17 protein-coding genes are annotated in these 21,037 nt (G+C 70.3%); all 17 read left to right on the top strand.

Going from position 1 to position 21,037, the window contains the following annotated elements; all coding sequences use genetic code 11:
• Window positions 1–85 precede the first annotated feature (85 nt).
• The 17 genes from ACFXMF_RS14875 (at window position 86) to ACFXMF_RS14795 (ending at window position 20,859) form a co-directional block, all read left to right on the top strand.
• Window positions 86–2,026: a TIGR03960 family B12-binding radical SAM protein gene (locus tag ACFXMF_RS14875; RefSeq protein ID WP_360304493.1), complete on the top strand. Its 1,941-nt coding sequence runs from the start codon at window positions 86–88 to the stop codon at window positions 2,024–2,026.
• 214 nt (window positions 2,027–2,240) lie between these two features.
• Window positions 2,241–3,419 carry a helix-turn-helix domain-containing protein gene (locus ACFXMF_RS14870; RefSeq protein ID WP_379990257.1) on the top strand — a complete coding sequence of 393 codons (1,179 nt, stop codon included), beginning with the start codon at window positions 2,241–2,243 and terminating at the stop codon, window positions 3,417–3,419.
• 277 nt (window positions 3,420–3,696) lie between these two features.
• Window positions 3,697–4,008, top strand: coding sequence for a hypothetical protein (locus tag ACFXMF_RS14865; RefSeq protein WP_379990258.1), 312 nt, complete (start codon window positions 3,697–3,699; stop codon window positions 4,006–4,008).
• 121 nt (window positions 4,009–4,129) lie between these two features.
• On the top strand, window positions 4,130–4,405 hold the full coding sequence (locus ACFXMF_RS14860; RefSeq protein ID WP_360304498.1) for a hypothetical protein: 276 nt from the start codon (window positions 4,130–4,132) through the stop codon (window positions 4,403–4,405).
• Window positions 4,398–5,354 (top strand): MvdC/MvdD family ATP grasp protein, encoded by a 957-nt coding sequence (locus ACFXMF_RS14855; protein WP_379990259.1) that lies wholly within the window; start codon window positions 4,398–4,400, stop codon window positions 5,352–5,354. The genes ACFXMF_RS14860 and ACFXMF_RS14855 overlap by 8 nt, the downstream gene beginning before the upstream one ends.
• On the top strand, window positions 5,351–6,460 hold the full coding sequence (locus ACFXMF_RS14850; RefSeq protein ID WP_360304502.1) for a methyltransferase domain-containing protein: 1,110 nt from the start codon (window positions 5,351–5,353) through the stop codon (window positions 6,458–6,460). The genes ACFXMF_RS14855 and ACFXMF_RS14850 overlap by 4 nt, the downstream gene beginning before the upstream one ends.
• 951 nt (window positions 6,461–7,411) lie before the next feature.
• Window positions 7,412–7,558 (top strand): hypothetical protein, encoded by a 147-nt coding sequence (locus ACFXMF_RS14845; protein ID WP_379990260.1) that lies wholly within the window; start codon window positions 7,412–7,414, stop codon window positions 7,556–7,558.
• Between the two features lie 147 nt (window positions 7,559–7,705).
• Window positions 7,706–8,539: a hypothetical protein gene (locus ACFXMF_RS14840; protein WP_379990261.1), complete on the top strand. Its 834-nt coding sequence runs from the start codon at window positions 7,706–7,708 to the stop codon at window positions 8,537–8,539.
• 71 nt (window positions 8,540–8,610) lie between these two features.
• Window positions 8,611–9,480: a TIGR03936 family radical SAM-associated protein gene (locus ACFXMF_RS14835; RefSeq protein WP_360305439.1), complete on the top strand. Its 870-nt coding sequence runs from the start codon at window positions 8,611–8,613 to the stop codon at window positions 9,478–9,480.
• A gap of 217 nt (window positions 9,481–9,697) precedes the next feature.
• Window positions 9,698–13,285 (top strand): Rne/Rng family ribonuclease, encoded by a 3,588-nt coding sequence (locus ACFXMF_RS14830; RefSeq protein ID WP_380020650.1) that lies wholly within the window; start codon window positions 9,698–9,700, stop codon window positions 13,283–13,285.
• A gap of 210 nt (window positions 13,286–13,495) precedes the next feature.
• On the top strand, window positions 13,496–13,810 hold the full coding sequence (gene rplU / locus ACFXMF_RS14825; protein ID WP_078977259.1) for a 50S ribosomal protein L21: 315 nt from the start codon (window positions 13,496–13,498) through the stop codon (window positions 13,808–13,810).
• Window positions 13,811–13,821: 11 nt separating this feature from the next.
• A complete protein-coding gene (gene rpmA / locus ACFXMF_RS14820) occupies window positions 13,822–14,076 on the top strand; it encodes a 50S ribosomal protein L27 (protein WP_360304510.1) in 255 nt (84 codons plus the stop codon).
• 111 nt (window positions 14,077–14,187) lie between these two features.
• Complete coding sequence (gene obgE / locus ACFXMF_RS14815; protein WP_360304512.1) at window positions 14,188–15,630, top strand: GTPase ObgE; 1,443 nt, start codon at window positions 14,188–14,190, stop codon at window positions 15,628–15,630.
• An 83-nt stretch (window positions 15,631–15,713) separates the two neighbouring features.
• A complete protein-coding gene (gene proB, locus ACFXMF_RS14810; protein ID WP_379992274.1) occupies window positions 15,714–16,817 on the top strand; it encodes a glutamate 5-kinase in 1,104 nt (367 codons plus the stop codon).
• Between the two features lie 45 nt (window positions 16,818–16,862).
• Window positions 16,863–17,267, top strand: coding sequence for a hypothetical protein (locus ACFXMF_RS14805; RefSeq protein ID WP_360304516.1), 405 nt, complete (start codon window positions 16,863–16,865; stop codon window positions 17,265–17,267).
• A gap of 128 nt (window positions 17,268–17,395) precedes the next feature.
• Window positions 17,396–19,123 (top strand): ABC transporter ATP-binding protein, encoded by a 1,728-nt coding sequence (locus tag ACFXMF_RS14800; RefSeq protein ID WP_360304517.1) that lies wholly within the window; start codon window positions 17,396–17,398, stop codon window positions 19,121–19,123.
• Window positions 19,120–20,859, top strand: coding sequence for an ABC transporter ATP-binding protein (locus ACFXMF_RS14795; protein WP_360304519.1), 1,740 nt, complete (start codon window positions 19,120–19,122; stop codon window positions 20,857–20,859). Before ACFXMF_RS14800 ends, ACFXMF_RS14795 begins: the two co-directional genes overlap by 4 nt.
• Window positions 20,860–21,037 lie beyond the last annotated feature (178 nt).

The raw sequence follows: 21,037 nt of genomic DNA, 5'->3' as shown, positions 1-21,037 counted from the left end.
CACCGGGCATCTCGGTAGGGGGTCCGCCCGGATCGCGTTAGGCTGGGAGGTCGATCCCCCTCCCAGCCCCATCGGAAGGACCGCCATGCCCGTCGAGTCCCTGTTCCCGCGTCTGGAGCCGCTTCTGCCCCAGGTGCAGAAGCCCATCCAGTACGTCGGTGGCGAGCTCAACTCGACCGTCAAGGACTGGGACGCGTGCACGGTCCGCTGGGCCCTGATGTACCCGGACGCGTACGAGGTCGGCCTGCCCAACCAGGGTGTGATGATCCTGTACGAGGTCCTCAACGAGGTCGCCGACGTGCTCGCGGAGCGCACCTACGCGGTGTGGGGCGACCTGGAAAAGCTGATGCGCGAGCACGACGTGCCGCAGTTCACCGTGGACGGACATCGGCCGGTCGGCGCGTTCGACGTGTTCGGGCTGAGCTTCTCCACCGAGCTGGGCTACACGAACATGCTCAACGCGCTCGACCTGGCGGGCATCCCGATCGAGGCCAAGGACCGCACCGAGGACCACCCGATCGTGCTGGCCGGCGGACACGCCGCGTTCAACCCCGAGCCGATCGCGGACTTCATCGACTGCGCGGTGGTCGGCGACGGCGAGCAGGCCGTGCTCCAGATCACCGACATCATCCGGGCCTGGAAGGCCGAGGGCCGGCCCGGCGGCCGGGACGAGCTGCTCTTCCGCCTCGCGGTCACCGGCAACGTCTACGTGCCGCGTTTCTACGACGTGGACTACCTCGACGACGGCCGGATCCAGCGGGTCGCGCCGAACCGCTCGGGCGTGCCGTGGCGGGTGTCCAAGCACACCGTGATGGACCTGGACGAGTGGCCCTACCCCAAGCAGCCGCTGGTCCCGCTCGCCGAGACGGTGCACGAGCGCATGTCGGTGGAGATCTTCCGAGGCTGCACCCGAGGCTGCCGGTTCTGCCAGGCGGGCATGATCACCCGGCCGGTGCGCGAGCGCAGCATCAAAGGCATCGGCGAGATGGTCGACAAGGGCCTGAAGGCGACCGGCTTCGAGGAGGTCGGCCTGCTGTCGTTGTCCTCCGCCGACCACACCGAGATCGCCGAGGTGGCCAAGGGGCTGGCGGACCGCTACACCGACGACAAGATCGGCCTGTCGCTGCCGTCCACCCGGGTGGACGCGTTCAACATCGACCTGGCCAACGAGCTGACCCGCAACGGTCGCCGCTCGGGGCTGACCTTCGCACCCGAGGGCGGCAGCGAGCGGCTGCGCAAGGTGATCAACAAGATGGTGTCCGAGGAGGACCTCATCCGCACGGTCGCCACCGCGTACGGCAACGGCTGGCGCCAGGTGAAGCTCTACTTCATGGTCGGCCTGCCCACCGAGACCGACGAGGACGTGCTGCAGATCGCGGACATGGCCAAGAAGGTCATCCAGAAGGGCCGCGAGGTCTCCGGGAGCCGGGACATCCGCTGCACGGTGTCGATCGGCGGCTTCGTGCCCAAGCCGCACACCCCGTTCCAGTGGGCCCCGCAGCTCGACCCGGCCGCCACCGACGCGCGGCTGCACAAGCTGCGTGACGCGATCCGCGCGGACCGCCAGTACGGCAAGTCGATCGGCTTCCGCTACCACGACGGCAAGCCCGGCGCGATCGAGGGCCTGCTCTCGCGCGGCGACCGCCGGGTCGGCCGGATCATCCGGGCGGTCTGGGAGGACGGCGGCCGATTCGACGGCTGGAGCGAACACTTCAGCTACGACCGCTGGGTGCGCTGCGCCGACGAGGCGCTGTCCGACGAGCCGGTGGACCTGAACTGGTACACCACCCGCGAGCGCGAGTGGAACGAGGTGCTCCCGTGGGACCACCTCGACTCCGGCCTGGACAAGGACTGGCTCTGGGAGGACTGGCAGGACGCCCTCGACGAGACCGAGGTCGACGACTGCCGCTGGAGCCCCTGCTTCGACTGTGGCGTCTGTCCTCAACTCGGCACCGAAATTCAAATCGGCCCCACGGGCCAAAAGCTCCTCCCGCTCTCGGTGAAGCAGCCGGCCGCGCAGGGCTGACGGCCAAGAACGGGGGAGCGGTCGAGCACCTCGCGAGACTTCCGGAGGATGTCCCCGAGGCCGAGCAGGACGAGATCCTGCGGAGCCTCGGGGTTCGGAAGCGGGTTTCAGTGGCCGCCGCCAGGGCCACGACGCCCTCGCCGGCGCCGACAGCCAACTCGGACATCGTCGGCACGGTCGAGTGGACACAGGGCCGGCGGGGGAGGCTCGTCTCATGAGCGTCGGCATCGGGGAGCGGCTGCGAGACGTACGCAAGCGGCGGGGGATGACTCAGAGGGAGTTGTCCAGCCAGTCGGGAGTGTCACTCTCGCTCATCCGAAAATTGGAACAGGGCGAGCGCGACGACACGCGACTGGAGACCGCCCGACGGCTCGCGTCTGCCTTGCGCGTTCCCACCACGAGCCTGATGACGGACTCCCCCGAGGAGTCCGCGTCCCAGGTATCCCTCGATCGGTGGGAGCCGGTACGCCGGGCGCTCATTGCTCCTCTGGCGGCCGGCAATGACCTCGAAGGGCCGACGCTTCAAGGGGTTCGCGCCGCGCTGTGGGACGCAACGCCTTTGTTTTCCGGTGATCGATTCGCCGAACTCGGCGCGGTCCTCCCATCCCTGCTGCGGGACGCCGAGGAACTGGCCCAGGCCGATCCCGCCGGGCGCGCGGTGCGAGCGAGGCTGATGTTGCTCACCGGCTGGCTCCTCACGCAGACCAGGCAGTTCGACGCCGCCGAGATGGCCCTCGAACGAGCCCTCGACGGAGCCACGGATCGCCTTCAGGGTGCCTCCGCGGTCAGCACCCAGTGCTGGCTCCTGCTGCGGCGCGGGAGGCTGGCGGACGCCCGGGCTCTGGCCACCAGATGGGCCGACGACGCCGAGCCGCGCATCTCCAAGGCAACTCCTGCTGAGCTGAGCGCCTGGGGGTGGCTCCTGCTTCGCCTATCGGCTGCCAGTGTTCGGGACAACCGTCCGGGCGAGTCCGAGGACGCCTTGCGCCTCGCTCATTCGGCAGCCGTTGCCATGGGCCGCGAGTACGACCCTCCCGAGAACTTCCTGAGCAGCTTCGGCCCGATCACGGTGGCGCTGAAGCGCGTAGAAAATGCGGCGATCGTCAACCGACCCGATCGCGTGCTTCGACTCGCTGCACACATCCCTGTGGACAAGCTGAAGCCGACCTCGAACAACCGCAACCGGCACCTGCTCGACGTGGCGGACGCCTATGCCCGCACACGGCGTTTCGCAGAGGCCATTGACGTACTCCAGAAGGTCCGTGCGGGCTCTCCCGAGTGGCTCCCGAATCAGCGGTACGCCAGAGACATCATGGGACGCCTCGTAGTTGGCCGGCGCACGCTCACTCCCGAGATGCGTACCCTCTCCGACGCCGTAGGGCTGCCTCTGTAGCACCTTGTGGTACTTCGCCTCGGGGTGCTCGCGAAGTGCCATTGAGATCATGTGGCCACGCTTCGTAACGTTGCGTACATGACGGACAGCGAGCAAGCCGATCGTGTGCGTTACCCGGACAACGCTGCGACGGTCGGATGGAACAGCGATTCGGACGCCATGGCCGGCCGGGTGATCTCGTATCGGTACCTCGGTTCGCGAGTGCACGAGGACGTGCGAGGGCCTACGGGATATGAAGGCGATCCCCACGGACACCGACCCCGTGCATCCTCCGGGCGTGCTCACCGAAATCCAGTCGGGCCGCGACGGACGGCTGGGGGTTGTGCGGGCGCACGACGCCGACGACAAGCACGGTGATCCGCGGCGAGTTCGCCTTTGGTACGCCTACCTGCCGCGCATTGCCCCGGACGGGTGGCGTAAAGCAACTGCCGGCCTGGTTCGAGATTGCCTGGCGGCAGCACAGACTGAGATTTCTCCCAACGTCGCCAAGCGGCACGTCGTGGGCGCCAGAACGAAGGTGCCCCTCCGCGAGGGCTTGGCGACGACGGTCCGCCCCGAGCAGCGTCGCGACGATGAGGCCGCGGCCTGAGCGCGGACCGTCAAACCATCGACTCCCCGCCGCAATTGCGGCAGGGCTGGGTACAACGCCCAAGAGACAGCACGTCCTACTCGCACCACCGCCTATCGGCTGTCGGAGAGGACTTACGTCAATGCAGAAGGCCATCGAAGTACAGGCGCAGGCACCGGCCGGCGACCTTCTCGTTCCCCTTCAGGTGGACTACGGCACGCAGGTGCCGAACGACTTCACGCTCCCCGAGGGCTTGACCCTGGACGAGGGTCGGCAGATCACCGTGATGGGCGGCGAGGCCGTCATCGAGAGCGAGCTGAGCGCTCACATGGGGATCACGAAGTCCAACGCGGTTTCGGACGGGCAGCAGGGCGCGTTGGACCAGAACGTGCCGGACGACGCCACCCCCAATGCCTGACCCGCGAATCGTTGTCGCCACCGGCCCGCTCGACGTCACCGCCGATTTCGTGATCGAGGAACTCAATCGTCGGGGCGTTCCGCTCGCGCGGATCGATACCGGCGCGTTCCCGGACTCGGTGAACCTGTCGGCGACGTTCGGGCCGGATGGCTGGCGGGGCAAGCTCTCGGGAGGATCCCGGACCGTGCGCCTCGAATACTTGCGCGCGGTGTACTGGCGTCGCCCGTCGAACTTTCCCGCGGACAGTGTCGAGGCGGGCCCCTCCCGGGAGTTCGCCTCTCGGGAGGCCCGCAGCGGTATGACCGGTGTGCTGTACGCGCTCCCCGGTGTCGCTTGGGTGAATCATCCTCTCGCCATCACGGCATGCACCAAGCCGGCGCAACTCGCCGCGTTCGTCCGGGCCGGCTTGACCGTTCCGGCCACCTGGATCGGCAATGTTCCGCAGGAGCACGGCGACTTCTGCAAGGCGGGCCCAGCGGTATCGAAGACCCTCGGCCCGATCAACTACGACGGACCGGAGGGGTACCAGGTGCTGTACGCGGCGCGCGTCCCGCCGGAGCATTACGGCCATCCGCGAGCGCGGGCGACTGCCAACTGTCTCCAACGCGAGATCGAGCACAAGGTGGCCGAATACCGCGTGGCGGTGGTAGCGGATCGCCTTTTCATCAGCGAGGCGTCCGTCCTCGGCCCGTACCTCGACATCCGAGCAGTCGGCCAGGACGGCGTCACATACACACCGGGAACGCTCCCCGACGCTGTGCAGGCGGGCATCCGCACCGTAACTCGCAAGTTCGGCCTGGTGTTTGCCGCCTGGGACCTCGTGCGCGACGACACCGGAAAAATCTGGGCGCTGGAGCTGAACCCGGGCGGGCAGTGGGCCTTCACGCCCGACCGCGACGACATCTGCCGGGCCATCGCCGACTATCTGGAGGAAGCCGCAAACACATGACGACACTCGACGACGAAGCAACCGCACGGCGCACGGCCATGGTCAACGAATTGACCGCCGGCGGCCACGCAATCCGGCCCGACGTGGCCGACGCATTCCGGAATGAGCCCCGGCACGCCTACGTACGTCGGTTCACGCGCAGCCACCACATCGATGGTGCGTGGGTTTCCGAGGAGGTGAACGACGCGCACCCGGACTGGCTCGCCGAGGTCTATCGGGATCAGGTACTCCTCACCTCGACCTGGCCCGCGATGTCCTCGTCCACGGTGCCGTCGCTCATGGCCGACATGCTGGACGCCCTCGACGTGCACCCCGGCGCGACGGTGACCGAGATCGGCACGGGAACGGGCTACAACGCGGGACTCCTGGGTCGGCTCGTGGGGGACGAAAATGTTCTCTCCGTCGATGTCGCCCCGGAGCTGGTTTCCGCCGCGCGGGCCGCCCTTGAGGCCACCGGGCACGACAAGATCACCGTCGTCTGCGGTGACGGCTCAAGCCCTGAGGTGGTGAAGCCCAACAGCACCGATCGACTCATCGCCACCTGCGGAGTGAATCGTCTCCCAACCGCGTGGCGCCGGGCCGTTCATCCCGGCGGACTCATCGTTGTTCCACTCGGCGCCGGCATCGCCGTCCTCGACGTCAACAAGGAGCACGGCGTCCAGGGGCGGTTCCTGTCGACCGGGGCGTACTTCATGAGCCTGCGACCCGCAAACGGCGCTCCCCTGATGCCACGCCCCGACAACCCGGAGGGGCCGACGGAACCCTGCACTATGCCGGTGGCGGCATGGAGCGACAGCGAGTTCACGTTCCTGGTGTCCTTCTCGCTGGGGTTGGACGACGTCCTGACCGACACCTCATCGTCGGGTGCCCTGACCCTGTGGCACAGGGACGGCTCGATTGCGACCGTCGCTGCGGACGGAACCGCACGTCAGGCCGGGCCGCGGCGGCTGGCCGATCTGCTGGGCCGGCTCTGGGACGACTACCAGGCGCACGGCCGACCGCCGCGCAATGCGTATCGCATCGCGGTAAGCCCCGACGGGACGCACACCGTAAGTGCTCAATGCGCAAGCGGGCTGTGGGAAGTACTCCCGCCCTACGCCGAGTAGCTACCCCGGAGAGAGGGACCAAGCGTCCCCCTTGGCAAGGTCTCGTTCACGGCCCCACGTCGGCCGAGGTGGGGCCGTGCCCTATATGCGTGGAGCATCGATTGGTAAAGAGGTACCTCTCGGACGAAGAGTGGGACCTGGCTGTTGCGGTACTCCCGACGCGAGTTCAGGGGTTGTGCCGTACCGCAATTTCGTGGATTTCATCGCAATGCGCTATTGGGAGCGCTTGTCATGGAAGTCGCTTGCCCTTTGCAGTGCGACGCATGAGCGCTATCTGGAAGCCCGCTTCTCCCAGCGGCGGCAACAGGGGCGATGGGCCGCGCTGCACGAGGTCTTGGGTCACCGTCACGCCCCATGGTTGGCCGCGGCCGGGGACCCCGTGCCACCCCACCTCGCGCCGCGTCGATGCAGACATGCTGACGGACCACACCGGTGGCTATTCCGCGAACCGCATTGGCGAGCCTGCCATCCGATTCTCTACTCACGCGCGGGGCCCGCCTGGCATGAGTCCCTGGAGGCGGTGGCCGGTTACTACTCCGGGAGGTGGCCAACATGGGCGGCCGTTCCCGGCTGCATCTGCCGCAGTAGGGCTGCAACCATCGCGTCCCTCTCCACCTCGTGGCGCCGCGCCGGGATCTATCCGCAACCTTTTGGCGAGCGGGGTCGCGTCGTTTCTACGTGGAGTCTCCAGTTGGTACAGAGATACCTCGGCAGTCACCCGTTCCTCGAATATGCCTTCCGCGTAGGCGCGTTCGCCTCGGCCCGGGATCGAGAGCAGCACAAAAGAGCCCTTGATGGATCGATCGCCTCCACCCGAATGGTGGACGTGTAGACGTCAAGTTCGCTGCGGGGTACGAACTGGGTTATATATGGCGGTGGTTGGCGCGTATTTCGCGCATTTCGCAGAGTGGGCCGTCGAATTCGGCGAAGCCCGGGTAATGGGATTCCCGGGTGGCCGTGGTCGAGGAGGAGGTCGAAGTCCGGGACGGGCGTGGTCGGTACGTCGTCGGGCGTCGTGGGTGGGTGCGCACCGTCGTGGAGGATGCCGCCGCGCCGGCGCGGGGTGGCGAACCCCGCACCTTCGTGGGCCTGGCTTGATCCGGTCGGTCGTGGCGAGCCAGGCTCGGCAGGTCTTGTTCGCTCGCTATGTCAGCGATCGCCTGTTGTCGAGTAGTCGTGTGGTCACGTGGGGCAGCAATGGTGGTCCGGCCTCCTTGTCGGTGGAGGGGCCATTAATCTGCCGGGGTGAATCCAAACGGGGAGCAATCGGAACCGGCGCCGTGGACGCCGTCGGGGAGCAATCAGCCGCCGGGGGCGCCCGCCGGGGGCGAGCCTCCCGGGTGGCAGCAGCAGGTCGGGGGCGGGTACGCGCCGCGGGTCGGCGGCGGGAGTGGGTCCGAGCCGGAGGGCTGTCTGTACGCGGTCGTGCGGTGGCCGGCGCGGATCATCGCGCTGATCGTCGTGGTGCCGTTGCGGTTGTTGTGGGAGTTGTTGTGCCTGATCGGGCGGGGGATCAAGTTTCTGTTCTGGACCTGGTTCCTGCGGCCGATTCTGCGCGGGCTGAAGGTTCTGCTGTGGGACTGGTTCCTTTATCCGGTGCTCGCCTTCGTCGGCCGCTACATCCTGGTGCCGATCGGTAACGCGATCGCGTGGGTGGTGACCCACCTGCTGGCCCGCCCGCTCGTCTTCCTCTTTCGATACGTGCTGCTCAAGCCCGCGACCTGGTTGTGGCGGTATGTGCTGCGCCCGGTCGGGCGGGTGACGCTTCAGGCGCTGCGGTTCGCGTGGGACGTGTCCACCGCCGTGCTCAACTTCCTGATCGTCCGGCCGCTGTCCTGGTTGTGGCGGGCCGTGCTGGTCCCGATCGGTCGCGGCATCGCCGTGGTCTGGCATCACCTGGTCGTACTTCCGGTGTCCTGGGCCTGGCGCAACGTGCTCACGCCGATCGGCAGGGGTATCCGCGCGGTATGGCGGGTGCTGGTCGTGGTGCCGCTGCGCTGGGTCGGTCGCAACGTGCTCCGGCCGATCGGTCGGGCCACCGGCGAGGTGTTGCGGGCCTTCGGAATCGGGGGGCGCTGACCCGACCCGCGCGATGGCCGTAGTCTTGGAACGACTTCTGCCCACCCACTTGAGCCAAGGACTGAGCGAAACTGGCACGACGTACGCCCGAGGGACCGCCGCCCGCGCCGACGGTCCAGCGACTGCGCCTCCGGTACACCAAGCGCGGGCGCCTCCGGTTCACCAGCCACCGGGATTTCCAGCGCGCGTTCGAGCGGGCCCTGCGTCGGGCGGAAGTGCCGATGGCCTACTCCGCCGGTTTCACCCCACACCCCAAGGTGTCGTACGCGGGAGCGGCGCCCACCGGCGTCGCCAGCGAGGCCGAGTATCTCGAGATCGGCGTGGCCACGCACTGTGACCCGGCGCGTCTGCGAGACCTGCTCGACGCGTCCCTGCCGACCGGTCTCGACGTGCTCGAGATCGTCGAGGCACACGGCGGCAACCTGCCCGAACGCCTGGAGGCGTCGGTCTGGGAGCTGGCCCTCGCAGGCGTCACCCGCGAGGAGGCCGAGCGCGCGATCGGCGTGTTCCTGGCCGCCGAGACCGTCGAGGTCCAGCGGATGAGCAAGAACGGAATGCGTACATTCGACGCCCGTGGGGCGGTGATCGCGCTGACCGTCACCACCCCCGACGGGAACGACGCAGGTCACCAGGGTGTCGATGCGGGTAGCGCCGCACCCTGTGCGATACTGCGACTGGTTGTCCGGCACACCACACCCGCCGTACGACCCGACGACGTTCTGTCCGGTCTTCGCATGGTCGCCGAACTTGTTACGCCCACCGCCGCCGCGGTCACCCGCCTGGCGCAGGGGCCGCTCGACACCGCGACCGATTCGGTGACCGACCCGCTCGCGCCCGACCGCGCAGCATCGGCGGTGGAGCACACCTCGCAGGGGGACGAGGTACTCCGGACCGGCCCGCAGGGCGGTGCAGAACCCGTCGTCGAAGCCTCGAACCGGTGACGACCGGGTACACGAGGCCACAAGGCTTGAATTTCCGACAGACTTATCGCCCGGATCACGACCGCAAGGTCGGGACCGGCGAGTGAGAGAGAAGCTTCCGCGCGGCGCCCTGCGTTGGAGCGCCCGGAAGCGTGACGGGAGACAGACCCGCATGCTCGACACCGAGCCCAACGACACGCCTGAGACATCAGGTACACCCGGGGTTGTGAACTCCGGTATTTCCGACAACAGCACAGACAACGACAACAGTACGAAGGACGACACGGCCACGACGCCGGCCCCCCGCCGCCGTCGCCGCGCCGCCAGTCGTCCCGCAGGACCGCCGAGCGTGCCCTCCGTCGAGGCCGCGCCGGTTCCGGCTGCCGTGACCCCCGAGGTTCCCGCGCCCTCCGACGAGGAGGAGCCGGAGGCCGAGGAGGCCGTCGTGGCCGAGAGTGCCCCCGAGCCCGAGCCCGAGCCGGAGGCCCCGCGACGTGCGCGGCGCACCCGCAAGCGGGTGACCGCGCCGGTCACCGACACGGCCGAGGTCGCGTCCGCACCGGTGGAGGCTGCCGAGCCCGCACCGGTGGCGGCCGAGCCGGAGCCGGAGTCGGAGGAGGCGCCCCGGCGCGTCCGGCGTACCCGCAAGCGGGCGGCGGTCGCTCCCGAGGCGACCCCCGTGGCCTCGGACGAGGTGGTGCCGGAAGCCGCCCCCGCGCCCGTGCGGACCGAGCCGGTACAGGCCGAGCCCGCACAGCCCGAGGTCGAGGCGGAGCCGGAGGAGGCCCCGCGCCGGACCCGGCGTACCCGCAAGCGTGCGGTGCCCGCCGCCGAGGCGATCGAGGAGACCCCCGCGGCCGAGGCCGAGGCGGTCGCCGAGCCCGAGCCCGAGCCGGAGGCCGCCCCCGAGCCGCGTACCCGGGCCGGCCGCAAGACACCGCCGCCGGTTTTCCAGCCGCTGTTCCAGGCCCCGCAGGCGGCCGTCTTCGCCGAGCCCAAGCGCACGGCCGAGACGACTCCGACCCCGGCCGCCGGCCCGGCGCCCGCCGTCGCGGAGCCGGAGACCCGGACCGAGCCCGACGAGCCGCGCGGTCGGCGTCGCCGTCGACGCGCGCTGCCGGCGGACGAGGTGCACACGGCCGCCGAGGCCGAGCCGCAGGACTCGCGTTACCAGGACGAGCAGGAGCGCCACCCGGGCCGCACGGTCGCCACGACCGAGCAGGCCGAGCAGACCGAGCCGGAGGAGACCGAGGGCGCCGAGGCGCACGAGGACGAGACCGAGGGCGAGCGCCCGACCCGACGTCGTCGGCGCGGCGGTCGCCGCCGCCGCGGTCGCGGTGACGACGGTGCCGAGGACAGCTCCGACGAGGACGGCGAGCAGCAGGCCGAAGGCGTCGGCGACGGTCCCGACGACGACGAGGACGTCGACGAGCCGGGCGACCCCGGGGCGACCACCAGCAGCCGGCGGCGCCGGCGTCGGCGGCGTCGTGACGGCGCCGCCGAGGAGTCGCCCGCCGAGCCGCAGGACGACCCCGAGCGCACCGTCGTCAAGGTCCGCGAGCCGCGCAAGCGTGAGGCGCTCTCCGAGAGCCCCACCGACGAGGTGCAGGGCGTCAAGGGCTCGACCCGCCTGGAGGCCAAGAAGCAGCGCCGCCGCGAGGGGCGCGAGCAGGGCCGGCGTCGGGTGCCGATCATCACCGAGTCGGAGTTCCTGGCCCGCCGCGAGGCGGTCGAGCGCGTGATGGTCGTGCGCCAGAACGGCGAGCGCACCCAGATCGGCGTGCTGGAAGACGACGTGCTCGTCGAGCACTACGTCAACAAGGAACAGGCCACCTCGTACGTCGGCAACGTCTACCTGGGCAAGGTCCAGAACGTGCTGCCCTCGATGGAGGCCGCCTTCGTCGACATCGGCAAGGGCCGCAACGCGGTGCTGTACGCCGGCGAGGTCAACTTCGAGGCGGCGGGCTTCAGCGGCCCGCGCCGGATCGAGGCCGTGCTCAAGCCCGGCCAGTCGGTCCTGGTGCAGGTCACCAAGGACCCGATCGGTCACAAGGGCGCCCGGCTGACCAGCCAGGTCTCGCTGCCCGGTCGCTACCTGGTCTACGTGCCCGAGGGCACCATGACCGGGATCAGCCGCAAGCTCCCGGACACCGAGCGGGCCCGGCTGAAGACCATCCTCAAGAAGATCGTGCCGGAGAACGCGGGCGTCATCGTGCGCACCGCGGCCGAGGGCGCGACCGAGGAGGACCTGACCCGCGACGTGACGCGGCTCCAGGCCCAGTGGGAAGAGATCAAGAAGAAGTCCAAGATGATCACGACCAGTTCGCCCTCGCTGCTGTACGGCGAGCCGGACATGACGGTCCGGGTCATCCGCGACATCTTCAACGAGGACTTCTCGAAGCTGATCGTCTCGGGCGACGAGGCGTGGGGCGTCGTGCACGACTACGTCGGCCACGTGGCCCCGGACCTGGCCCCGCGCCTGTCCCGGTGGACCAGCGAGGTGGACGTCTTCGCGACGTACCGCATCGACGAGCAGCTGATGAAGGCGCTGGACCGCAAGGTCTGGCTGCCCAGCGGCGGCTCGCTGGTGATCGACCGCACCGAGGCGATGGTCGTGGTCGACGTCAACACCGGCAAGTTCACCGGCCAGGGCGGCAACCTCGAGGAGACCGTCACCCGCAACAACCTGGAGGCGGCCGAGGAGATCGTCCGCCAGCTCCGGCTGCGCGACCTCGGCGGGATCATCGTCGTCGACTTCATCGACATGGTTCTGGAGGGCAACCGCGACCTCGTGCTGCGGCGCCTGATGGAGTGCCTGGGCCGGGACCGGACCAAGCACCAGGTCGCCGAGGTCACCTCGCTCGGCCTGGTCCAGATGACCCGCAAGCGGGTCGGCCAGGGTCTGCTCGAAGCCTTCTCGGAGAACTGCGAGCGGTGCAACGGGCGCGGCGTGATCGTGCACATGGACGCGCCGGAGACCAAGGGCCACGGCAACGGCGGGCATCTGCACGGCGGCAACGGCAACGGCAGCCCCGCGGGCTCCGGGCGCCGCAAGCGCAACAAGGGCAACGCCGACAAGAACGGCAGCGGTCCGATCACCGAGATCGTCGAGACCGACGAGGTCGACCTGGACGGGCCGGAACTCGAGGACATCGCCGCGGACACCGAGCTGCCCGAGGTCGCCGAACTCGGTTCGGTCGAGCCGGTCGAGGTCGCCGAGGCGATCGAGGCCGCGGAGACCGCCGAGGTCGCCGTCGAGCCGGAGCCGGCCCCGCCGGTCGAGGCCGAGCCGGTCGAGGCCGAGGTGGTCGCCGAGGCACCGGCCGAGGAGGCCCCGGTGGCCGAGGCCCCGGCGGTCGAGGTCGAGGAGACCGAGCCGGCCGAGGCCGTCGAGGAGACCCCGGCACCGGCCAAGCGGGTACGCAAGGCCGCCGCCAAGAAGACGGTCGCCAAGAAGGCCGCCGCCAAGACCGCACCGGCGAAGAAGACGGCCGCGGCCAAGACGCCGCGCAAGTCGGCCAAGAAGGTCGCCGCCGAGGCGGCCGAGGCCGCGGCGGCGAGCGAGGCACCGGCCGAGCAGCCGATCGTCGAGCCGACGCCGGAACCGGCCGCCAAGCCCGCCAAGACGTCGACCCGGGCCAAGAAGGCCGCGGCCAAGGCCCAGGCCGCCGCCGAGGCCCCGACCGAGGCGGAGGCCGAGCCGGCCAAGCCCGCCAAGGCCGCCGCCAAGCCGCGCAAGACGTCGCGGCGGGCGACTCGCCCCGCCGGTCCGCCGGAGGGCGCCGTGGACGGCGCCGAACCCGTGTCGGCGACGAGCGGATCCTGAGTCACGACGGGTCCGCCCCGGGGACAAACCCCCGGGGCGGACCCGTTTGGCTTTCGGCCCCGGCCTTCCTGTAACCTTTCCCCTTGGTGTGCTTAGGCACAGGCTCCTGAGCAACCACCCTCCGGATCGCAAGCTTCGGAGGAGGCCCCCGATTTCTGTTCGGTGTGGCTGGCTTCAGGGGCTCGGACCCTGCAGAGAGAGAGATCCACGGTGTACGCGATCGTTCGCGCCGGTGGCAGGCAGCACAAGGTTGCCATCGGTGACGTCGTCCAGGTCGACCGCATTCGCGGTGCGGCGGGCACGGCAGTTGAGCTCCAGGCCATCCTCGTCGTAGACGGTGAAGCCGTGACGAGTGACCCGTGGGTCCTCGCGGGTGTGAAGGTGACGGCCGAGGTCGTCGATCACACCAAGGGCAAGAAGATCGACATTCTGAAGTACAAGAACAAGACCGGTTACCGCAAGCGCATGGGTCACCGCCAGCAGCACACCCAGCTTAAGATCACCGGCATCAACTCCGGGAAGTAGGGAGAAGCGACATGGCACACAAGAAGGGTGCATCCTCCACCCGGAACGGCCGTGACTCGAACGCTCAGCGCCTCGGCGTCAAGCGCTTCGGCGGCCAGCTCGTCAACGCCGGCGAGATCATCGTCCGCCAGCGTGGCACGCACTTCCACCCCGGTACCAACGTCGGTCGCGGTGGCGACGACACGCTGTTCGCGCTGTCGGCCGGTTCCGTGCAGTTCGGCACCGCGCGCGGTCGTCGCGTCGTGAACATCGTCCCGGCGGAATAATCACGCCGCGGCATTCGCTTTGACACCCGAGGGCGGACCCCATGCGGTCCGCCCTCGGGTGTTTGTCCACAGTGTTTCGCTCCCCGCTCGGGGAGCCGAGGAGGAATCCACGTGACGACCTTCGTCGACCGCGTCGTGCTGCATGTCGCGGCGGGTAACGGGGGCCACGGCGTGGCCTCCGTGCACCGTGAGAAGTTCAAGCCGCTCGGCGGCCCCGACGGCGGCAACGGTGGCCGGGGCGGCGATGTCACGCTGGTCGTGGACGCCAACACCACCACGCTGCTCGAATACCACCACCACCCGCACCGCAAGGCCACCAACGGCAAGCCCGGTGCCGGCGCCAACCGGACCGGCCCCGCCGGCGCCGACGTGGTGCTGCCGGTGCCGGACGGCACGGTGGTCAAGCGACTGCTGCCCAACGGCGACGAGGAGTTCGTCGAGGACCTGGTCGGCAACGGGGCCAGCTACGTGATCGCCCAGGGCGGTCGAGGCGGCCTCGGCAACGCGGCACTGGCCTCCCCGCGCCGCAAGGCCCCCGGCTTCGCGCTGCTCGGCGAGCCCGGCGAGGCCGGCGACTTCGTCCTGGAGCTCAAGACCGTCGCGGACGTCGCGCTCGTGGGTTACCCGAGCGCCGGAAAGTCCTCGTTGATCGCCACGCTCAGCGCCGCGCGGCCCAAGATCGCCGACTACCCGTTCACCACCCTGGTGCCGAACCTGGGCGTGGTCACCGCCGGCGACGTCGTCTACACCGTCGCCGACGTGCCCGGATTGATCCCCGGCGCGAGCGAGGGCAAGGGCCTGGGTCTGGAGTTCCTGCGGCACGTCGAGCGCTGCAAGGCGCTCGTGCACGTGCTCGACTGCGCGACGCTGGAGCCCGGCCGCGACCCGATCAGCGATCTGGACACCATCGAGGCCGAACTGAAGGCGTACGGCGGCCTGGAGGACCGGCCGCGGATGGTCGCGCTGAACAAGGTCGACGTGCCCGACGGCAACGACCTGGCCGAGATGGTCAAGGCCGAGTTGGAGGCGCGCGGGCTCCAGGTGTTCGCGGTCTCCGCGGTCAGTCGGGCGGGCCTGCGCGAGTTGTCCTTCGCGATGGCCGCCCAGGTGCAGGGTGCGCGCGACGCCGCGCCGGCGCCCGAGGCGACCCGGATCGTGTTGCGGCCGACCGCCGTCGACGACAGCGGCTTCACCGTCACCCGGCGCGACGAGGCGTTCATCGTGCGCGGGGCCAAGCCCGAACGCTGGGTGCGCCAGACCGACTTCAGCAACGACGAGGCGGTGGGCTACCTGGCCGACCGGCTCGCCCGACTCGGTGTCGAGGAGGCGCTGTGGTCGGCCGGCGCCGTGCCCGGTGCCGAGGTCGTCATCGGCGACGACGTCACCGGCGTGGTCTTCGACTGGGAGCCCACCGTGGCGGCCGGCGCGGAGATGCTGGGTCGACGCGGCGAGGACCACCGGTTGCAGACGCACCGCCCGGCGGTGGACCGCCGACGGGACCGCGAGGCGATCGAGTCGCAGTACGAGGAGTTCGACCCGTTCTCGGACTCCTGACCGACGGGTTTTCCGCCGACGAACGGTGATTAGGGAAGGCGGGGCCTGAGGTGCTCACAGGGGCCGGCGCGGCGCGCGAGGACGTGACCTCCGCGCGCCGCATCGTGGTCAAGGTCGGTTCGTCCTCGTTGACGTCCGCGCGCGGCGGCCTGGACGCGGACCGCGTCGACGCCCTCGTGGACGCGATAGCGGCCAGGCGGGCCGAGGGGGCCCAGGTCGTACTGGTCTCCTCCGGCGCCATCGCCGCCGGGCTGGCCCCGCTGGGCCTGTCCCGTCGACCGCGGGATCTGGCCACCCAGCAGGCCGCGGCGAGCGTGGGCCAGGGGCTGCTGGTGGCCCGCTACACCGCGTCGTTCGCGCGGCACGGCCTGCGGGTCGGCCAAGTGCTGCTGACCGTCGACGACGTCACCCGCCGGGCGCACTACCGCAACGCGTACAACACGCTGGACAAGTTGCTCGCGATGGGCGCGGTGCCGGTGGTCAACGAGAACGACACGGTGGCCACCGAGGAGATCCGGTTCGGCGACAACGACCGACTAGCCGCGCTGGTCGCGCACGTCGTGCACGCCGACCTGCTGGTGCTGTTGTCCGACGTGGACGGGCTCTACGACGGCGACCCGGCGAAGCCGACCTCGGCCCGGGTCGCGTCCGTGAGCGGGGCGCAGGATCTCGAAGGCATCGAGATCGGCAAGGCCGGCAAGGCCGGCCTGGGGACCGGCGGCATGGTCACCAAGGTCGAGGCGGCGGGCATCGCGACCTCGGCGGGCATCCCCGTGGTGCTCACCGCAGCTCGATTCGCGTCCGACGCGCTGGCCGGCAAGGATACCGGAACGCTCTTTCACCGCACCGGAGTTCGCACCGCCGACCGACTCCTGTGGCTGGCCCACGCGAGCACCGCGCGCGGCCGACTCACGCTGGATCCCGGCGCGGTCCGGGCCGTGGTCGAGCGGCGCAGCTCGCTGTTGCCCGCCGGGATCACCGGTGTCCAGGGCGGTTTCGTCGCCGGCGATCCGGTGGACCTGGTTGACGAAAACGGTCACATCGTGGCCCGCGGACTGGTCAACTTTGATGCGAAGGAACTGCCGGGCCTGTTCGGGCGATCGACTCGAGAGTTGGCCCGGGAGTTGGGTCCGGCCTACGAGCGCGAGGTCGTCCACCGCGACGACCTGGTGCTGCTGCGCCGCTGAGCGACGACCACCGAAGATCAGCAGCTCGCCGACGGGAGGCCGGCCGTGCCGGAGCGTGGGGACCGCCCCTGGGGGCAGCCGAATACGACGGCGCGGGTCGAGGACGACGTCGCGGGCCGAATGTGGCACATCACGCTGACCCTCGCCGGCAAGCCGGGTGACCCCGAGGACGTCCGGCGCGCGCTCGAACGGCTCGCCCACGAACACCCGTTCCTGCTCGCGGGCCGCTACGCGGCCGACCACGCCGAGGTGCGCTACTGGGAAGAGGCGCCCAACCTGCACGACGCCGCGGCGATCGCGTTGCGGTTGTGGGGCGAGCATCGGCAGAGCGCGGGCCTGCCGCCGTGGGAACTGATCGGGCTGGAGGTGGTCGACCGCCCGACGTACCAGAAGCGGGCCGGCGCCCCGGCCCCGCTGCCGGTGCAACCGGGCCGGGTGCAGCCCTTCTAGGAGATGCCCCGGGGTGCCTGCCGGGCGGCGCGCCCGGGCGGGTCGAACGGGCGGGGTCGAACGGGCGGCCGGGCGCGGGCGAATAATGCGTGGCCCGAAAAACTCTCGCGCGTTAGCGTCGCAGGACAATGCGTACGTTTCCCGTCGCCGACCCCGGCGATCCCGATATCCGGTCGGCGGGCCGATACCTGATCTGGCTCGCCGTTCGTTGTCGCCGGACCATCTGTATGGGCATCCTGTGGGCGTCCGTGTGGATGGTCGCCCAGGCGTTGATGCCCGCCGCGGTCGGCCGCGCGATCGACGCGATCGAAGCGCGCGACGAGCAGGCGCTGTTCGGGTGGTCGGGCGCGCTGTTGGGGCTCGCCGTGCTGATCGGCTTCACCGGGATCATGCGCCACCGCAACGCGGTCGCCAACTTCCTGGACGGCGCGTTTCGCACGATCCAACTGGTCACCCGACACGCCTCCCGGCTCGGTGCCGCCCTCCAACACCGGATCGCCACCGGCGAGGTGGTCGGGGTGGGCACCTCGGACGTGGACGCGATCGGCTCGGTGCTCGACATCACCGCCCGCGGTTCCGCGTCGGTGGTCACGCTCGTCGTGGTCGCGGTGGTGCTGCTGAACATGTCGGTGCCGCTGGGCCTGCTCGTACTGATCGGCGTGCCACTGCTGATGGGCCTGGTCTCGCTGCTGCTGCGGCCGCTGCACCGACGCCAGAACGCCTATCGCGACCTGCAGGCCGGGCTGGCCGATCGGGCCGTGGACATCGCATCCGGTCTGCGGGTGCTGCGCGGGATCGGCGGCGAGCGCACGTTCGGCGCCCGCTATCGACGCGAGTCGCAACAACTGCGGGTGGCCGGCGTACGCACCGCCCGGATCGAATCCCTTTTGGAAGCCGCGCAGTTCCTGGTGCCCGGCTTCTTCATCGCGTTCGGCACCTGGTTGGCCGCCCGGTTCGCCCTGGACGGTCGGTTGACGGTCGGTCAGATGGTGTCCTTCTACGGCTACGCGGCGTTCCTGACGGTGCCGCTCTCCACCATCACCGAGTTCGCCGACCGGATCGTGCGCGGGCATGTCGCGGCCCGGCGGGTGACGCGGGTGCTCGCCCTGGAACCGGGTGTGCCGGACCCCGCCGCGCCGGTCGCCTGGCCGCCGCCGGGAGATCTGGTGGATCGGCGTTCGGGCCTGCTGGTCCGACCCGGTGCGCTGCTCGGCGTCGCGTGCGAAGACCCGCAGGACGCACCGGCGTTGGCAGATCGGCTCGGTCGCTACGAGGAGGCCGACGTGCTCTATGCCGACGTGCCGCTCGCCGACCTGGCGCTCGCCGACGTGCGGGCGCGGATCCTGGTCGGGCACCACGACGCCGGGCTGTTCGCCGGGCCGCTGCGCCGCGAACTGACGCCGGGCGACGGCGGATCGGGTGATCTGGCCACGGCGGTCGAGGTGGCCTGCGCCGACGACGTGATCGATGCGCTGGACGCGGGACTGGACAGCGAGATCGCGGCGCGCGGCCGGGAGTTCTCCGGCGGTCAGGTGCAACGTCTGCGACTGGTAAGGGCGTTGGTGGCCGACCCGCAGACGCTGGTATTGATCGAACCCACCAGCGCGGTGGACGCGCACACCGAGGCGCGGATAGCCGCCCGGCTCGCCGCGCACCGCCGGGGCCGGACCACGGTGGTGGCCACCACGAGTCCGCTCGTGCTGGACACGATGGACGAGGTCGCCTACGTCGAGGACGGCAAGGTGATGGCGGTCGGGCCGCACCGCGAACTGTTGGCGACCGAGCCTCGGTACGCGGCGTTGGTCACCCGGGTCGACGAGGACGAGGACGACGAGAAAGAGGAGGAGGACGCGTGAGCGCGCGGGAACTGCTCCCGATCGCGCCGGCCGCCGAGGTCGGCAGGCACGCCGTACGGCTGTTGCGCGAGCGGCGGCGCGATCTGATTCTGACCGTGCTGTTCTACGCGCTCGCCGCGGTGGCCGGTCTGGTCGCGCCGCGGTTGCTCGGGGTGTTGATCGAGAAGGTCCGCGCGGACAGCCCGACCCGCACGATCGACCTGCTCGGACTGGGCATCGCCGGCGCGCTGTTGCTGCAGGCGCTGATCGTGCGGCAGGCCGCGGTGGCCGCCGCGCGGTTGGGCGAGGGGCTGCTCGCGCAGGTCCGCGAGGAGTTCGTGGACCGGATCCTGGACCTGCCGCTGTCCACGGTCGAGCGGGCCGGCTCCGGCGACCTGCTCGGGCGGGCGAACCGCGATGTGGCCGCGATGTCCCGGTCGGCCCGGCGGGCGGTGCCGTCCGTGCTGGTCGCGGCGGTGACGATCGTGCTCACCTTCGCGGGGCTGCTGCTGCTCAATCCGCTGCTCGCGCTGCCGTTGTTGATCACGCTGCCGCTGTTGGTGCCGGTCACCTACTGGTACCTGCGCCGCGCGCCGGCCGGCTACCTGCGCGAGAACGCGGCGTGGGCGCAGGTGACCGACTCGCTCGCGGAGACGGTCGAGGGGGCGCGCACGGTCGAGGCGCTGCGGCTGGCCGACCGGCGCCGGCGGCGGGGCGACGAGGACGTCAGGCAGGCGTACGCGGCCGAGCGGTACACGCTGTGGCTGCGCACGATCTGGTTTCCGTCGGTGGACTTCGGCTACATGTTGCCGGTGGTGGCGACCACGGGGTTCGGTGGCTGGGCGTATCTGCACGGCTGGGCCTCGCTCGGCGAGGTGGCGACGGCCGTGTTGTACGTGCAGTTGATCATCGGCCCGATGGACGAGTTGTTGAACTGGCTGGACGAGGTGCAGATCTCGGCGGCCTCGCTGGCCCGGTTGCTGGGGGTGGCCGATGTGCCCTCCGATCGCGAACCGACCGACGCCGTGCCGGTGGACGAGACGTTGACCGTGCGCGACGTGCGGTTCGCCTATGCGGCGGGCCGGGAGGTGCTGCACGGCATCGACCTGACGATTCGGCCGGGGGAGCGGATCGCGGTGGTGGGGCCCAGTGGGGCCGGGAAGTCCACGCTGGGGCGGCTGTTGGCCGGGGTCAACGCACCCACTTCGGGGAGCGTGTCGGTGGGCGGGGTGCCGCTGGTGGGGCTTCCGCTGGACGAACTGCGGGGCCGGGTCGCGTTGGTGACGCAGGAGCACCACGTCTTCCGGGGCACGTTGCGGGACAACCTGCTGCTGGCGCGGGAGCACGCCTCCGACGAGGAGGTGCTGGAAGCGTTGCGGGCGGTCGACGCGGACTGGGTGGCGACGTTGCCTGCCGGCGTGGATACCGAAGTGGGGCCCAAGGGGCACGAGTTGACCGCACCGCAGGCGCAGCAGCTCGCGTTGGCGCGGTTGGTGTTGGCCGATCCGCACACGCTCGTGCTGGATGAGGCGACGTCGTTGATCGATCCTCGGGCGGCTCGGCATCTGGAGCGGTCGTTGGGGGCGGTGATTTCGGGGCGGACGGTGGTGGCGATCGCGCATCGGTTGTATACGGCGCATGATGCGGATCGGGTTGCGGTGGTGGAGGGTGGGCGGATTACCGAGTTGGGGAGTCATCGGGAGTTGATTGCGGCCTCCGGTGCGTATGCTGCGCTTTGGCGGTCTTGGCATGGGTGAGCCGGGTTTTTGGCCTCATGCGCCGGCCGGGCTGGTTCGCCTCAAGCGCCGGCGGGGCTGGGTGGCCTCAAGCGCCGGCCGGGCTGGGTTCGCCTCAAGCGCCGGCGGGGCTGAGTGGCCTCAAGCGCCGGCCGGGCTGGGTTCGCCTCAAGCGCCGGCGGGGCTGGGTGGCCTCAAG

Origin of the sequence: Embleya sp. NPDC059213 (assembly GCF_042754445.1) — a bacterium.
In the GTDB taxonomy this organism is placed as follows: domain Bacteria; phylum Actinomycetota; class Actinomycetes; order Streptomycetales; family Streptomycetaceae; genus Embleya.
This window is presented reverse-complemented; position numbering and strand designations above follow the sequence as displayed.

Coding starts and splice junctions, on each gene's coding strand:
- ACFXMF_RS14875 (WP_360304493.1), top strand. CDS start 86: ATGCCCGTCGAGTCCCTGTTCCCGCGTCTGGAGCCGCTTCTGCCCCAG.
- ACFXMF_RS14870 (WP_379990257.1), top strand. CDS start 2,241: ATGAGCGTCGGCATCGGGGAGCGGCTGCGAGACGTACGCAAGCGGCGG.
- ACFXMF_RS14860 (WP_360304498.1), top strand. CDS start 4,130: ATGCAGAAGGCCATCGAAGTACAGGCGCAGGCACCGGCCGGCGACCTT.
- ACFXMF_RS14855 (WP_379990259.1), top strand. CDS start 4,398: ATGCCTGACCCGCGAATCGTTGTCGCCACCGGCCCGCTCGACGTCACC.
- ACFXMF_RS14850 (WP_360304502.1), top strand. CDS start 5,351: ATGACGACACTCGACGACGAAGCAACCGCACGGCGCACGGCCATGGTC.
- rpmA (WP_360304510.1), top strand. CDS start 13,822: ATGGCACACAAGAAGGGTGCATCCTCCACCCGGAACGGCCGTGACTCG.
- ACFXMF_RS14800 (WP_360304517.1), top strand. CDS start 17,396: ATGCGTACGTTTCCCGTCGCCGACCCCGGCGATCCCGATATCCGGTCG.